General features: G+C 67.7%; 18 protein-coding genes. 15 read left to right on the forward strand and 3 right to left on the reverse strand.

From position 1 onward, the window contains the following. The first annotated feature begins 21 nt into the window (after positions 1-21). The 5 genes from purM (at position 22) to POS15_RS12895 (ending at position 3,748) form a co-directional block, all read left to right on the forward strand. Positions 22-1,077 carry a phosphoribosylformylglycinamidine cyclo-ligase gene (purM, locus tag POS15_RS12875; protein WP_019185419.1) on the forward strand — a complete coding sequence of 352 codons (1,056 nt, stop codon included), beginning with the start codon at positions 22-24 and terminating at the stop codon, positions 1,075-1,077. 8 nt (positions 1,078-1,085) lie between these two features. Next, the gene (locus tag POS15_RS12880; RefSeq protein WP_019185418.1) at positions 1,086-1,568 is read left to right on the forward strand and encodes a hypothetical protein; all 483 of its coding nucleotides are present in this window, start codon (positions 1,086-1,088) and stop codon (positions 1,566-1,568) included. Next, entirely contained in the window at positions 1,565-2,218 is a 654-nt protein-coding gene (purN, locus tag POS15_RS12885) for a phosphoribosylglycinamide formyltransferase (RefSeq protein ID WP_019185417.1), read from the forward strand. The genes POS15_RS12880 and purN overlap by 4 nt, the downstream gene beginning before the upstream one ends. Positions 2,219-2,285: 67 nt before the next feature. Continuing rightward, positions 2,286-3,062, forward strand: a complete 777-nt coding sequence (locus POS15_RS12890; RefSeq protein WP_284128265.1) for a DUF3108 domain-containing protein — start codon at positions 2,286-2,288, stop codon at positions 3,060-3,062. Positions 3,063-3,064: 2 nt separating this feature from the next. Next, the gene (locus tag POS15_RS12895; protein WP_019185415.1) at positions 3,065-3,748 is read left to right on the forward strand and encodes a DUF3108 domain-containing protein; all 684 of its coding nucleotides are present in this window, start codon (positions 3,065-3,067) and stop codon (positions 3,746-3,748) included. A 33-nt stretch (positions 3,749-3,781) separates the two neighbouring features. Here the strand turns inward: POS15_RS12895 and POS15_RS12900 are convergent, their stop codons facing one another. The 3 genes from POS15_RS12900 to POS15_RS12910 form a co-directional block, all read right to left on the reverse strand. Then, on the reverse strand, positions 3,782-4,090 hold the full coding sequence (locus tag POS15_RS12900; RefSeq protein WP_284128266.1) for an EF-hand domain-containing protein: 309 nt from the start codon (positions 4,088-4,090) through the stop codon (positions 3,782-3,784). Then, complete coding sequence (gene murA / locus POS15_RS12905) at positions 4,087-5,361, reverse strand: UDP-N-acetylglucosamine 1-carboxyvinyltransferase (protein WP_019185413.1); 1,275 nt, start codon at positions 5,359-5,361, stop codon at positions 4,087-4,089. The genes POS15_RS12900 and murA overlap by 4 nt, the downstream gene beginning before the upstream one ends. Positions 5,362-5,465: 104 nt before the next feature. Then, positions 5,466-5,699, reverse strand: coding sequence for a BolA family protein (locus POS15_RS12910; RefSeq protein WP_019185412.1), 234 nt, complete (start codon positions 5,697-5,699; stop codon positions 5,466-5,468). 53 nt (positions 5,700-5,752) lie between these two features. Here POS15_RS12910 and POS15_RS12915 point away from each other — a divergent pair, with 53 nt between their 5' ends. The 10 genes from POS15_RS12915 to rapZ are packed head-to-tail and all read left to right on the forward strand — an operon-like array spanning position 5,753 to position 13,356. Next, a complete protein-coding gene (locus POS15_RS12915) occupies positions 5,753-6,754 on the forward strand; it encodes a KpsF/GutQ family sugar-phosphate isomerase (protein WP_019185411.1) in 1,002 nt (333 codons plus the stop codon). A gap of 43 nt (positions 6,755-6,797) precedes the next feature. Continuing rightward, a complete protein-coding gene (locus POS15_RS12920) occupies positions 6,798-7,346 on the forward strand; it encodes an HAD hydrolase family protein (RefSeq protein WP_046274056.1) in 549 nt (182 codons plus the stop codon). Beyond that, the gene (lptC, locus tag POS15_RS12925; RefSeq protein ID WP_019185409.1) at positions 7,343-7,909 is read left to right on the forward strand and encodes an LPS export ABC transporter periplasmic protein LptC; all 567 of its coding nucleotides are present in this window, start codon (positions 7,343-7,345) and stop codon (positions 7,907-7,909) included. The genes POS15_RS12920 and lptC overlap by 4 nt, the downstream gene beginning before the upstream one ends. Further along, positions 7,887-8,462: a lipopolysaccharide transport periplasmic protein LptA gene (gene lptA, locus POS15_RS12930; protein WP_019185408.1), complete on the forward strand. Its 576-nt coding sequence runs from the start codon at positions 7,887-7,889 to the stop codon at positions 8,460-8,462. The genes lptC and lptA overlap by 23 nt, the downstream gene beginning before the upstream one ends. Beyond that, positions 8,462-9,181: an LPS export ABC transporter ATP-binding protein gene (gene lptB, locus POS15_RS12935; RefSeq protein ID WP_019185407.1), complete on the forward strand. Its 720-nt coding sequence runs from the start codon at positions 8,462-8,464 to the stop codon at positions 9,179-9,181. Before lptA ends, lptB begins: the two co-directional genes overlap by 1 nt. Before the next feature lie 42 nt (positions 9,182-9,223). Further along, positions 9,224-10,663, forward strand: coding sequence for an RNA polymerase factor sigma-54 (locus POS15_RS12940; RefSeq protein WP_284128267.1), 1,440 nt, complete (start codon positions 9,224-9,226; stop codon positions 10,661-10,663). A 58-nt stretch (positions 10,664-10,721) separates the two neighbouring features. Then, positions 10,722-11,048, forward strand: coding sequence for a ribosome-associated translation inhibitor RaiA (raiA, locus tag POS15_RS12945; protein ID WP_046274055.1), 327 nt, complete (start codon positions 10,722-10,724; stop codon positions 11,046-11,048). 21 nt (positions 11,049-11,069) lie between these two features. Next, entirely contained in the window at positions 11,070-11,522 is a 453-nt protein-coding gene (locus tag POS15_RS12950) for a PTS sugar transporter subunit IIA (protein ID WP_019185404.1), read from the forward strand. Next, positions 11,519-12,469, forward strand: a complete 951-nt coding sequence (hprK, locus tag POS15_RS12955) for an HPr(Ser) kinase/phosphatase (protein ID WP_019185403.1) — start codon at positions 11,519-11,521, stop codon at positions 12,467-12,469. Before POS15_RS12950 ends, hprK begins: the two co-directional genes overlap by 4 nt. Then, positions 12,466-13,356 (forward strand): RNase adapter RapZ, encoded by an 891-nt coding sequence (gene rapZ / locus POS15_RS12960; RefSeq protein ID WP_284128268.1) that lies wholly within the window; start codon positions 12,466-12,468, stop codon positions 13,354-13,356. Before hprK ends, rapZ begins: the two co-directional genes overlap by 4 nt. Positions 13,357-13,381: the final 25 nt, after the last annotated feature.

The following is a 13,381-nucleotide window of genomic DNA, read 5'->3' on the forward strand; positions in this document are numbered from 1 at the left end:
CCCAGCGCAGCGCCGACGCCCGTGACCAATTCCCCGTCCAACCCCTCTCCCCTGACCTACCGCGACGCCGGTGTCGATATCGACGCGGGCAATGAGCTGGTCGAGCGCATCAAGCCGCTGGTGAAGCGCAGTTTCCGCCCGGAAGTCATGGGGGGCCTGGGTGGCTTCGGCGCCCTGTTCGACCTCTCCAGCAAGTACCGCGAGCCGGTCCTGGTCTCGGGGACGGACGGCGTGGGCACCAAGCTGAAGCTCGCACAACAGCTGGGCCGCCACGACACGATCGGCATCGATCTGGTCGCCATGTGCGTGAACGACGTGCTGGTCCAGGGCGCCGAGCCGTTGTTCTTCCTGGATTATTTCGCCACCGGCAAGCTGGACATCGATACCGCGGCAGCGGTCGTGGGCGGCATCGCCAACGGCTGTACCGAGGCCGGTTGCGCGCTGATCGGTGGTGAGACCGCTGAAATGCCCGACATGTATGCCCCGGGCGAGTACGACCTGGCCGGCTTCACCGTCGCCGGTGTCGAGAAGAGCGAACTGAAGGACGGCGCCAGCGTGGCCGCCGGCGACGTGCTGATCGGCATCGCCTCCTCCGGCCCGCACTCCAACGGCTACTCGCTGGTGCGCCGCATCTATGACCGCGCCGGCCAGCCGGCCGACCTGGAACTGGAGGGCGGGGTCAAGCTGGTCGATGCGCTGATGGCGCCGACCCGCCTGTACGTCAAGCCGATCCTGGCGCTGCTCAAGACCCATGGCGCGGCGATCCACGGCATGGCCCACATCACCGGTGGCGGCCTGACCGAGAACATCATCCGCGTCGTCCCCGAGGGCCTGGGCCTGGACATCCAGGCCGATGCCTGGACCCTGCCGCCGGTGTTCCAGTGGCTGCAGAAGGAAGGCGCGGTGGCCGACAGCGAGATGTGGCGCACCTTCAACTGCGGCATCGGCTTCGTGCTGATCGTGGCCGCCGACCAGGTGGCCTCGGTCGCTGCCGCCGTCACCGCGCAGGGGCTGGACCACTGGACCATCGGTGCCGTGACCCCCGCCGATGGCACCGAACGCGTCAAGATCGGCTGAGCCCGGTCATGGAGCCCCGCCTGGAGGCCGCTGCCCAACCGCCGTCGCTGCCCGCCGCAGCGGCGCCGGCCGTGCCGGGCACCGCGGTTGACACCTCGCAGCTGCAACTGCTGTCGGTCTTCCACTATGTGCTGGCCGGCCTGACCGCGCTGTTCTCGCTGTTCCCGCTGATCTATCTGTTGATGGGCGTGGCCGTCATCTTCGCCGCACCACCGCCGTTGGCGCCGGGCGAGGCGCCGCCGCCGTTCGATCCGCGCCTGCTTGGGTGGGTGTTCGTGCTGATCGGTGGGCTGGGCTGCGCTGCCGGGCTGGTGCTGGCCGGGTACATGGCCTATGCCGGGCGCTGCCTGGCGCAGCGCCGGCGTTACCTGCTGTGCATGGTGGTGGCCGGTATCGCCTGCATCTTCATGCCGTTCGGTACCGCCCTGGGCGTGTTCACCCTGGTGGTGCTGTCGCGCCCGGCAGTCAAGGCGGCCTTCGAAACCGCATGAGCAGCCGTATCGCCGTACTCGCCTCCGGCCGGGGCAGCAATCTGCAGGCCATCCTGGACGCCATCGCCGCGCAGCGGCTGGATGCGCAGGTCGTGGCCGTGCTCTCGGACAAACCCGAGGCCTCGGCCCTGCTCAAGGTCGGCCCGGCCCAGCGCTGGGCGCGCTCGCCCAGGGACTTCCCGGACCGCGCCGCCTTCGATGCGGCGATGGCCGATGCGCTGGACGCGTTCGCCCCGGACTGGATCGTCTGCGCCGGTTACATGCGCATCCTCGGCCCGGCCTTCGTGGCGCGGTTCGATGGCCGCCTGGTCAACATCCATCCCTCCCTGCTGCCGCTGTACAAGGGGCTGCACACGCATGCGCGCGCGTTGGAAGCCGGTGATGCCGAGCACGGCGCCAGCGTGCACTTCGTGGTGCCCGAACTGGATGCCGGCACCGTGCTGGCACAGGCCCGCGTGCCGGTCCAGGCCGGTGACACCGCCGAAGCGCTGGCCCTGCGGGTGTTGGCCGTGGAGCATCCGCTGCTCATCGCCAGCCTCGGGCTGCTGGTCAGCGGCCGCGTAACTGAACAGGCAGGTCAGCTCCAGCTCGACGGTCACCCCCTGTTTAGCCCGCTGCGCCTAGATTGCGCCGGACAGCTGAACCGATAAGCGCCGCGCACACACGCCGCTGATCCCGGCGCTGGCATTCTTCCCCTTCCCCCACCGACCGGCCCGCATGAGAACGCCTTTGTTCAAGCCCGTGCTGCTGATGGCCTCCCTGCTGTGCACTGCCGCCCTTGCCCACGCGCAGGAGACGGCGCCCCCCCCGTTGCCCGCCCTTCCTGCAATGGACTGGGAGGCACCGCCGCTGCAGCCATTCACCGCCACCTACCAAGCCCTCTACAAGGGCAAGCAGGCCGGCGATGCGACCATGCGCGTCACCCACACCGGCGGCGACCAGTGGCGGGTGGACATGCAGGTGGTGGGTCGCAGCGGCTTTGCCAGCGTGCTCGGCCTGAACCTGGAGCAGAGCACGGTGTTCGAGAACCGCAACGGCACCTACGTGCCGTTGAGCCAGAGCACTGTCCGCAAAGGCCTGTTCCTGGGCAAGAAAGTGACCGGCACCTATGACTGGAAGGCCGGCACCGCGCAGTGGCTGGGCGATCTGAAGAAGGAACGCCGCCAGCCGATCCCGCTGCAGCCCGGCGACCAGAGCGCGCTGCTGCTGAATCTGGCGATCATGCGCGACGCCCGCCCCGGCGGGCAGATGCACTACCGCTATGTGGACGTGGGCCGCGTCCGCCAGCACGACTACCAGGCCGCGCCGGACACGGAGAACGTGCCGGTGGGCGACCTGTCCTACAACGCGCTGCGGGTGTACCGCACCAACGGCGGCAACGACGAAACCATCCTCTGGATCGCCAACGGTGTTCCCACGCCGGTGCGCATCCTGCAACGCGAAGATGGCGAAGATCGGATTGATCTGCGCCTGATCGAATACCAAGGAGTCTGAGCATGACCACACTGAACCGTCCGCTGACCTGGATCGCCGCTGGCGCCCTGGCTGTCGTGAGCCTGCCCGCCATGGCGCTGCAGCCGTTCAAGGCCGATTACCAGGCCAGCTACATGGGCATGCAGGCCAATGGCACCATGACCCTCACCAGCGAAGGCGCCAACAAGTGGCGCTACAGCCTCAACGTCAAGAACCAGCTGGCCGATCTCAGCCAGAACACCGTCTTCGAGGAAGCCAACGGCCGCCTGCGCCCGCTGAGTAGCAACGACCGCTCGGTGCTGCTGGTCAAGAAGCGCAACGTGGACGCCAACTACAACTGGACCAGCAACCAGGCGACCTGGACCGGCGACGTCAAGCCGGACCGTCGCGGCCCGGTCGCGCTCAAGGCCGGCGACATGGACGCCCTGCTGATCAACCTGGCGATCGCGCGGGATCTGGCTGCCGGCAAGCCGCTGAACTACCGCATGGTCGACGAAGGCCGGATCAAGCCGATGTCCTACAAGGTGGTCGGCAAGGAAAAGATCACCGTGGCCGGCAAGTCCTACGACGCGACGAAGGTCTCGCGCGTGGACGGCAACAAGGAACTGATCGCCTGGATCGTGCCGGAGTTCCCGGTGCCGGCGCGCCTGCTGCAGCGTGAGAGCGGCAAGGATGCGCTGGACCTGACGATCAAAGGCATGAACTGACCAAGAAAAACGCCCGCTTGCGCGGGCGTTTTTTCATTCCGGCTTGGCCTCGCCGAAGACCGTCCTGCAGTCCACCCGGATCTGCTGCCGCGTATCGCGCCAGTAGTAGGTGCTGCAGTGGCGGTTGCCGTCGACGCTCTTGTCCACGCCGACCGCATGGAACGACTGGAACACCTCGGTACGGCTGACCGTGCCGTCGGCGTTCCAGTCCATGTCTTCCTGCTGGATGCCCTGGGTGATCGCGATGCCGGCATACCAGGCGTAGCCCAGCCATGCCAGCACGATCAGCACCAGGACCAGCAGCGCCTTGCGGCGGCGGGTGAACCGGCCGCGCAGGATCATGCCGCGACGCGCCGGATGGTGGCGCCCAGCGAGGACAGCTTCTCTTCGATGTTCTCGTAGCCGCGGTCCAGGTGGTAGATGCGGTCGATGGTGGTATCACCCTCGGCCATCAGGCCGGCCAGGATCAGCGAGGCCGAGGCGCGCAGATCGGTGGCCATCACCGGCGCGCCGCTGAGCTGCTCGGCACCACGGACGATCGCGGTGTGGCCTTCCACCTGGATGTCCGCGCCCAGGCGCAGCAGTTCGTTGACGTGCATGAAACGGTTTTCGAAGATCGTTTCGTTGATCACGCCCACGCCGTCGGCCACGCAGTTGAGCGCCATGAACTGCGCCTGCATGTCGGTCGGGAACGCCGGATACGGCGCGGTGGTCAGGTTGACCGCACGCGGGCGCTTGCCGCCCATGTCCAGGGTGATACTGTCTTCGGTGGTCTCGATGTGCGCACCGGCCTCCACCAGCTTGGCCAGCACCGCGTCCATGGTGTTCGGGCGGGCACGGTTGACCGTGACCTTGCCGCCGGTCATCGCCGCGGCAACCAGGAAGGTGCCGGTTTCGATACGGTCGGGCAGCACTTCATGACGGCCACCGGAGAGCTTCTCGACGCCTTCGATGGTCAGGCGGGCGGTGCCCAGGCCTTCGATCTTCGCGCCGAGCGCGATCAGGCAGTGCGCCAGGTCGGTGACTTCCGGCTCCATCGCCGCGTTGTCCAGCACAGTGGTGCCTTCGGCCAGCACGGCGGCCATCAGCACGTTTTCGGTGCCGGTGACGCTGACCATGTCGAAGGTGAAGTGTGCCCCCTTCAGACGCTTGGCCTGGGCCTTGATGAAGCCGTTCTCGACGGTGATTTCCGCACCCAGGGCCTGCAGGCCCTTGATGTGCTGGTCGACCGGACGCGAGCCGATCGCGCAGCCGCCGGGCAGCGACACTTCGGCCGCGCCGAAGCGGGCCAGCAGCGGGCCGAGCACCAGGATCGAGGCGCGCATGGTCTTGACCAGCTCATACGGCGCCACGTGCTGGTCCACCGAGCGCGGGTCGACCACGATCGCGCTGCCGCGCGACAGGGTGCCCTGGTCGATGGTGACCTTGGCACCCAGCTCGCCGAGCAGCTTCACGGTGGTGACCACATCGTGCAGGTGCGGCACGTTGGTGATCTCCACCGGCGCATCGGCCAGCAGGGTCGCGCACAGGATGGGGAGGACAGCGTTCTTGGCGCCGGAAATGTTCACTTCACCGTGCAGCGGCTTGCCGCCGGTCACTACGATCTTGGCCATGGAATCTACTTGGAATGAGGTAGAGCCGACCGTTGGTCGGCTGAATGGTCTGGGTAGCCGACCGTGGGTCGGCTGAAACGATAACCGTGAGGGGTACCCCGGAATCAACCGCCCGCTTCGGCCGGGGTGACCGTCTTCAGCGCCAGCGCGTGGATCGCCCCGCCCATCAGATCGCCCAGGGTCGCGTAGACCATGCGGTGACGCGCTAGCGGCATTTTTCCGGCAAAGGCGTCGCAGACCACGGTGGCCTCGAAGTGCACGCCGTCGTCACCCTGCACGTCCGCGCGGGCGCCAGGCAGGCCGGTTTCGATCAGATTGCGGATGGTCTCGGCGTCCAACGGGCTTTCCTAATAAAATGAGCGCTCATTCTACTCTTCCACGTGGCGCTCGCATGGCTGTCTCGCCCCAACTCCCCCATCCGGCCGACGCTGCGGCACTGGTCGCCAGCGGCCGCCGCGTGTTCGAGATCGAGCGCGATGCGCTGGGCGCGGTCGCCGAGCGGCTGGGCGAGGCGTTCAGCCAGGCCTGCCAGCTGGTCCTGCAGGGCAAGGGCCGCGTGGTCGCCACCGGCATGGGCAAGTCTGGCCATGTGGCCCGCAAGATCGCCGCTACCCTGGCCTCGACCGGCACCCCGGCCTTCTATGTGCACCCCGGTGAAGCCGGTCACGGCGACCTGGGCATGATCACCGAGGCCGATGTGGTGCTGGCGCTGTCCTATTCGGGCGAGTCCGACGAACTGCTGATGCTGCTGCCGGTGCTCAAGCGCCAGGGCAACCGCCTGATCGCGATGACTGGGCGGCCGCAGTCCAGCCTGGCCAGCGCCGCCGACGTTCACCTGGATGTCAGCGTACCGGCCGAGGCCTGCCCGCTGGCCCTGGCCCCGACCTCCAGCACCACCGCCTCGCTGGCCATGGGCGATGCACTGGCCGTGGCCCTGCTCGATGCGCGCGGCTTCACGGCCGATGATTTCGCCCGCTCGCACCCGGCCGGCAGCCTCGGCCGCCGCCTGCTGCTGCACATCACCGATGTCATGCACAGCGGCGATGAGCTGCCGCGCGTGGACGTCGGCGCCAGCCTCAGCGAGGCCCTGGTGGAGATGAGCCGCAAGCGCCTGGGCATGACCGCCGTGGTGGACGCGGACAACCACCTGATCGGCCTGTTCACCGACGGCGACCTGCGTCGTGCGCTGGATACCGACCTGGACGTGCGCAGCGCGAAGATCGCCGATGTGATGACCCGCGGCCCGCGCACCATCGGTGCCGACCAGCTGGCGGCCGAGGCCGCGCAGTTGATGGAAGCCCACAAGATCAACGGCTTGATGGTGGTCGATGCCGACGGCCATCTGGTCGGCGCGCTCAACATTCATGACCTGTTGCGGGCCCGGGTGGTTTAAACCACAGTTGCCTTCCTCCATTCAGCTGAGCTGCCCCCAGACGATGCCCTACTCCCCGTTGCCCGGTTTCCCGTCCCACCTGCATGCCGTCGCCGGCCGTATCCGGCTGGCGTGCTTCGACGTGGACGGCACGCTCACCGACGGTCGGCTTTACTACGACAAGGACGGCAACGAGAGCAAGGCGTACTACGTGCAGGACGGACTCGGCCTGAAACTGCTGCAACACCACGGTATCCACCCGGTGCTGATCACCGCGCGCAACAGCCAGTCCGCGCTCAAGCGCGGCGCGGACCTGGGCATCGATACCCAGATCGCGGTCGGCGACAAGCTGGCCAGCGTCAAGGCGCTGTGCGGGCAGCACGGCATCGGCCTGGACCAGGTGGCCTTCATGGGCGACGACCTGCCCGATCTCGGCCCGCTGTGCGCGGTCGGCCTGGCGGTCGCGCCGGCCAATGCCCACCCGTGGATCGCCGAACGCGTGCACTGGCAGACCCGCAGCGACGGTGGCCAGGGCGCCGCGCGTGAGCTGTGCGATGTCCTGCTGGCCGCACAGGGTCATGTGGACGTCGTGCTGGCGAGGTTCGGCGCATGAACGTGCGTACCGCCATCGGCGGCCTGCTGCTGGTCGCCGCACTGCTGACCGGCTGGCTGGCCCTGCACCATCGCGACAAGGCCCCCGTGGCCGAGGGCGAGGATGCCACCAAGGATTACGTGCTGCACGATTTCCAGATCGTGGCGCTGGACGAACAGGGCAAGGAATCCACCACCCTGCGCGCCCCGCTGCTGGAGCGTGCGCGCAGTGATGAAACCATGACCCTGACCACCCCGGTGTTCCTGCTGCCCGACCAGGACGGCAATCACTGGGAGATGCGCGGGGACAGCGGCTGGGTCAGCGCCAAGGGCGACCAGCTCAAGCTCATCGGCAACGTCAGCGGCGACAGCCCCAAGGTCCCCGGCGTTGTGCCCACCACCTTCCGCACCGATCATCTGGACGTGTTCCCGAACGAGAACCGCGCCAGGACCGATGCCCGGGTCACCATGACCCGCCCGGGCCTGTCACAGACAGGCGTCGGCTTTGAAGCCGACATGAAAACCCGGCAGTACAAACTCCTTTCACAGGTCAAGACCCGCTATGAACCGAACGCTGCCCGCTAAGCTCGCGCTGCTCGCCCTGCTGCTGCCCGGCGTGGCGCTGGCCAAGTCGTCCGACCGCAACCAGCCGATGAACCTGGAATCCAACAGCAACGACTGCAACCTGACCGACGATGCGGGCAAGTGCACGTTCACCGGCAACGTGGTGATCACCCAGGGCACCCTGGTGATCCATGCGGCCAACGCCGATCTGTTCCGCAAGAACGGCGATATCGAACGCGTCGTGCTGACCGGCAAGCAGGCCACGCTGGAGCAGGAAATGGATGACGGCTCCAAGATGAATGCCTGGGCCGACAACATGGATTACAACGTCAACAGCGAAGTGATCATCCTCACCGGCAACTACAAGGTCGAGTCGCCGCGCGGCACCAACAGCGGCCAGAAAATGACCTACAACACGCGCACCGGCAACATGCAGAGCGGTGGCGACGGCACCCGCGTGCGCACCGTGATCCAGCCCAAGAACAAGGGCGCCGCACCGGCCGCCCCGGCGGCCAAGCCGGCCACGCCCGCGGCCAAGCCCGCCACCCCGCCCGCCGCCGGGAGCAAGAAGTAATGCTCGTCGCCAAAGGCCTGCGCAAGCGCTACAAGCAGCGTGAAGTCGTCAAGGATTTCGGGCTGACCCTGGAGGCCGGTGAAGTGGTGGGCCTGCTCGGCCCCAACGGTGCCGGCAAGACCACCTGCTTCTACATGATCGTGGGGCTGGTCGAGACCGATGCCGGCAGCATCGTGCTGGACGGCAAGGACATCACCAGCGACCCGATGTACACCCGCGCCAAGCAGGGCGTGGGCTACCTGCCGCAGGAACCCTCGGTGTTCCGCAAGCTGACCGTGGCCGACAACCTGCGCCTGGTGCTGGAACTGCGCGAGGACCTGGACAAGGCCGGCCGCGAAAAGGAACTGGCCAGCCTGCTGGACGAACTGCAGATCAACCACGTGGCCGACCAGCTCGGGGCCAGCCTCTCCGGCGGTGAGCGCCGCCGCTGTGAAATCGCCCGCGCGCTGGCCGCCAAACCGCGCCTGATCCTGCTCGATGAGCCGTTCGCCGGCGTCGACCCGATCTCGGTCGGTGAAATCCAGCGCATCGTCACCCATCTCAAGCAGCGCGGGATCGGGGTGCTGATCACCGACCACAATGTCCGCGAAACCTTGGGAATCTGCGACCGCGCGTATATCCTCAACGAGGGCAGCGTGCTGGCACAGGGCGCGCCGGACGAGATCCTGGCCAACGCCGACGTCCGCCGCGTCTACCTTGGGGATACCTTCAAGCTCTGATCCAGCGGCCGCCGCAACGCCTTCCTTCCGTTCGGCACAGGCATGAAAGCACGGCTGCAGACATCGATGGGGCAACACCTGGTCATGACGCCGCAGCTGCGTCAGGCGATCAAGCTGTTGCAGATGTCCAGCGCCGAGCTGGAGCTGGAAATCAACGAGGCGGTGGAAACCAACCCGCTGCTGGACTGGGCCGAGAACGCTGAACCGGCGCTCGAGGCCAGCCCCGGCGAGGACAGTCCCCCGCCCGCCCCCGCCGATACCCATGCCGATGGGGAGCACCAGGTCTCCGCCGGCGACGAGTGGTCGCCCGGCGAAGGCGACTGGACCAGCGGCAGCAGTGGCGGCTCCTTCGACGATGACGACAACGGCAGTGCCGCCGAGCGCGTGGCCGAGACCGAATCGCTGGCCGACCACCTGCTCTGGCAGCTGCACCTGTCGCACCTGTCGGTCCGCGACCGCAGCATCGGCGCGGCCCTGATCGACGCTTTCGAAGAGGACGGCTACCTGCGCGAGCCGCTCACGGCCATCGCAGAGACCCTGCGCCCGGCCATCCAGGCCGACGAGGCCGAAATCCTGACCGTCCTGCACCAGATCCAGCGCTTCGACCCGGTCGGGGTGGGTGCGCGCAGCCTGGGCGAGTGCCTGGACCTGCAGCTGCTGGTACTGCCCGCCGATACCCCCGGCCTGGCCCTGGCCCGGCGCATCGCCGATGGGCCGCTGGAGCGCCTGCCGCGCAGCGGCGTGGCCGGCATCGCCCACGAGCTTCGCGAGCCGCTGGCCGAGGTCGAGGTGGCGGTGCAGCTGCTGCGCTCGCTGGACCCGCGCCCGGGCACCCAGATCGGCGAGCTCTCCCACGACAGCTACGTGGTGCCCGACTGCGTGGTCTGGCGCCAGAACGGCGTCTGGCGCGCGGCCCTGGCCGGCCACGCCGGGCCGCGGGTGGTCATCCACCGAGGCTACGAACAGTTGATCCGCCGCTGCGGGGAGGCCGACGCCGGTTACATGCGCGCCCATCTGCAGGAGGCGCGCTGGCTGCTCAAGGGCCTGGAGGCCCGCGGCGAGACCCTGCTGCGGGTGATGCGCTGCCTGCTCGACCAGCAGGCCGCCTTCCTGGAGTTCGGCGAACAGGCCCTGCGCCCGCTGACCCTGCGGGAAGTGGCCGGCGAGCTCGGCCTGCACGAATCCACGATTTCCCGGGCGATCGCCCGCAAGTACGTGCACACCCCGCGCGGCACGCTGCCGCTGCGCGCGTTCTTCGCCTCCGGCATCGACACCGACAGCGGTGGCGAAGCCTCCAGTACCGCCATCCAGGCCATGCTGCGCCGCCTGATCGATGACGAGAACCCGCGCAAGCCGCTTTCTGACGCCAAGCTGGCTGACCTGCTCAAAACCTCGGGAATACCGGTGGCGCGACGCACCGTGGCGAAGTATCGTGAAGCCATGAACATTTCCGCCTCGCACGAAAGGGTACGAATCGTCTGACGCTCCACCGCGCCCGGCGGGAAGGTTCATTGGCACATCCGAACAAAGGAGAAACCCGATGCACATCGAGACGTTTGGCAAGGACCACCTTGAGATCACCCCGGCTCTGAACGAGTACGTGGAGACCAAGCTGGAACGGCTGAGGAAGCATTTCGACCAGCACTGCGAGGTCCGCGTGCAACTGTCGATCCGCAAGCCGGAGCACCATGCCGATGCGAGTGTGAATGTTCCCGGGCAGACTCTGCACGCGGACGCCAGCGGCCCCACCATGTATGCGGCAATCGACATCCTGGCCGACAAGCTCGACCGCCTGGTCATCAAGCACAAAGAGAAAAAGCAGCAGCACGCACCGCAACCGCTGCCGGTGGGCGACAATGAGGGCTGATGCCCTCGTTTCCACCCCGACATGCCTCTGACTGATCTTCTGGCGGCCGTCCGCACGCAAGTGCTGCCGGCCGCCGATCGCGACAGCGTGCTGATGGCCGCAGCCCGGCTGCTGGCCTGCCGCGAAGCCAACGCCGAGCTGCTGTACCAGAACCTGTGCCAGCGCGAGACGCTGGGCAGCACCGCGATCGGCCACGGCATCGCCATCCCGCACGGCCGTGCCCCGCTGCTTGAACGCCCCCGAGGCGCGCTGCTGCGGCTGGAATCGCCGGTGGAGTTCGGCGGCGATGAGCCGGTCGATCTGGTCTTCGCGATTGCCGTGCCCGCGCACTACACCCATCAACACCTGATGCTGCTGTCCGAGCTGGCCGAGCTGTTCTCCGAGCCGGCCATCCGCCAGGCGCTGCGCGAAGCGCGCGACGGCGACGCGCTGCGTCGGGTCATCGAATTCCCCCCGCCGGCGAGTGCCGCATGAATACCAGCATCACCGCGCGCGAACTGTTCGAACAGCAGCGCGACCGCCTGAGCCTGCGCTGGGTCGCCGGCCAGCAGGGCGAGCGCCGTGAGCTGGAGGCCGGCAACAAGGTCTCCCGCCGCCCCTCGCTGGCCGGGTACCTCAACGCGATCTACCCCAACAAGGTGCAGATCCTCGGCACCGAGGAGCTGTCCTGGCTGGATTCGCTGGACTCGCGCCAGCGCTGGGAAACGATCGAGCGGATCATGCAGTCCCATCCGCTGGCGCTGGTGATCACCCGCAACCAGTCCTGCCCGGAAGACCTGCGCGCGGCTGCGGACGAATCGCAGACCCCGCTGTGGATCTCGCCCAAGCGTGGCCACGAGCTGCTCAACCACCTCTCCTACCACCTGGCGCGCACGCTGGCGCCGCGGGTGATCCTGCATGGCGTATTCATGGAGATCTACTCCATCGGCGTGCTGATCACCGGCGAAGCGGGCTCGGGCAAGAGCGAGCTGGCGCTGGAACTGCTCAGCCGCGGCCACCGCCTGGTGGCCGACGATGCTCCCGAATTCACCCAGATCGCCCCCGACGTGCTCGACGGCACCTGCCCGGAGCTGCTGCAGGACCTGCTGGAAGTGCGCGGCCTGGGCGTGCTCAACGTGCGCGAGATGTTCGGTGACACGGCTGTAAAGAAGAACAAGTACCTTCGGCTGATCGTCCACCTGACCAAGCCGATGACCGAGCCCACTCCTTACGGCTATGAACGCCTGACCGGCGACTCGGGTACCCGCCACGTGCTGGACCTGGATGTGCCGCTGATCACCCTGCCGGTGATGCCCGGCCGCAACCTGGCCGTGCTGACCGAAGCCGCCACGCGCCTGCACATCCTGCGGACCAAGGGCATCGACCCGGCCGCGATGTTCATCGCCCGCCACAGCAACATGTTGGAACGTCGCACGCCATGACCACCCCCGCCTCCGCCCCGACCGCCGCCACCCTGATCATCGTCAGTGGCCTGTCCGGTTCCGGCAAGACGGTCGCACTGAAGACCTTCGAAGACCTGGATTACTACTGCTCGGACAACCTGCCGATCGACCTGCTGCCGGATTTCGTGCGCAGTCTGCTGGGTGATCCGGGCCGCGAAGCGCCGCGCCGGCTGGCAGTCGGCATCGACGTGCGCGCGCAGAGCGATTTGACCCAGCTCTCGCACTGGCGCGAAGACGCCAAGGCCGCCGGCCTGGATGCGCAGCTGCTGTTTTTCGATGCCACCGATGAAACCCTGCTCAAGCGCTACGCCGACACCCGGCGCCGCCATCCGCTGAGCCAGCTGGGGCTGTCGCTGCCCGAAGCGATCGCCCGCGAGCGTGAACTCACCGCGCCGCTGCGCCGTGCCGCCGATGCAGTGATCGACACCAGCAGCCTCAACGTGCACCAGCTTCGCCGCAAGGTGGTCACCGAATTCGCGCTCGCCCACGGCAACAAGCTTTCGCTGCTGTTTGAATCGTTCGCCTACAAGCGCGGCGTCCCCGCCGAGGCCGACTTCGTGTTCGACGTGCGGGTCCTGCCCAATCCGCATTGGGACCCGGAGCTGCGCCCGCTCTCGGGCCGCGATGCCGGCGTGCGCGAGCACCTGGACGAGCAGCCCGACGTAAAGCGCTACGCCGGCCAGCTGGTCGATTTCCTCGACACCTGGCTGCCACGGCTGGGCAATGACACCCGCAGCTATGTCACGGTCGCCTTCGGCTGCACCGGCGGCAAGCACCGCTCGGTCTACATGGCCGAGCGCATGGCCCGCCATGCCCGCGACCAGGGCTGGCCGGAAGTGGCCACGTTCCATCGCGAACTCGACTGAAAACGGCATCGCCGGCGGCCGCCGG

It is taken from the genome of Stenotrophomonas sp. BIO128-Bstrain (assembly GCF_030128875.1).
Lineage (GTDB): Bacteria > Pseudomonadota > Gammaproteobacteria > Xanthomonadales > Xanthomonadaceae > Stenotrophomonas > Stenotrophomonas bentonitica_A.

Excerpts from the sequence above, each read along its gene's own strand:
- POS15_RS12880 (WP_019185418.1), top strand. The coding sequence starts at position 1,086 with ATGGAGCCCCGCCTGGAGGCCGCTGCCCAACCGCCGTCGCTGCCCGCC.
- purN (WP_019185417.1), top strand. The coding sequence starts at position 1,565 with ATGAGCAGCCGTATCGCCGTACTCGCCTCCGGCCGGGGCAGCAATCTG.
- POS15_RS12890 (WP_284128265.1), top strand. The coding sequence starts at position 2,286 with ATGAGAACGCCTTTGTTCAAGCCCGTGCTGCTGATGGCCTCCCTGCTG.
- POS15_RS12895 (WP_019185415.1), top strand. The coding sequence starts at position 3,065 with ATGACCACACTGAACCGTCCGCTGACCTGGATCGCCGCTGGCGCCCTG.
- POS15_RS12900 (WP_284128266.1), bottom strand. The coding sequence starts at position 4,090 with ATGATCCTGCGCGGCCGGTTCACCCGCCGCCGCAAGGCGCTGCTGGTC.
- murA (WP_019185413.1), bottom strand. The coding sequence starts at position 5,361 with ATGGCCAAGATCGTAGTGACCGGCGGCAAGCCGCTGCACGGTGAAGTG.
- POS15_RS12915 (WP_019185411.1), top strand. The coding sequence starts at position 5,753 with ATGGCTGTCTCGCCCCAACTCCCCCATCCGGCCGACGCTGCGGCACTG.
- POS15_RS12920 (WP_046274056.1), top strand. The coding sequence starts at position 6,798 with ATGCCCTACTCCCCGTTGCCCGGTTTCCCGTCCCACCTGCATGCCGTC.
- lptC (WP_019185409.1), top strand. The coding sequence starts at position 7,343 with ATGAACGTGCGTACCGCCATCGGCGGCCTGCTGCTGGTCGCCGCACTG.
- lptA (WP_019185408.1), top strand. The coding sequence starts at position 7,887 with ATGAACCGAACGCTGCCCGCTAAGCTCGCGCTGCTCGCCCTGCTGCTG.
- lptB (WP_019185407.1), top strand. The coding sequence starts at position 8,462 with ATGCTCGTCGCCAAAGGCCTGCGCAAGCGCTACAAGCAGCGTGAAGTC.
- POS15_RS12940 (WP_284128267.1), top strand. The coding sequence starts at position 9,224 with ATGAAAGCACGGCTGCAGACATCGATGGGGCAACACCTGGTCATGACG.
- raiA (WP_046274055.1), top strand. The coding sequence starts at position 10,722 with ATGCACATCGAGACGTTTGGCAAGGACCACCTTGAGATCACCCCGGCT.
- POS15_RS12950 (WP_019185404.1), top strand. The coding sequence starts at position 11,070 with ATGCCTCTGACTGATCTTCTGGCGGCCGTCCGCACGCAAGTGCTGCCG.
- hprK (WP_019185403.1), top strand. The coding sequence starts at position 11,519 with ATGAATACCAGCATCACCGCGCGCGAACTGTTCGAACAGCAGCGCGAC.
- rapZ (WP_284128268.1), top strand. The coding sequence starts at position 12,466 with ATGACCACCCCCGCCTCCGCCCCGACCGCCGCCACCCTGATCATCGTC.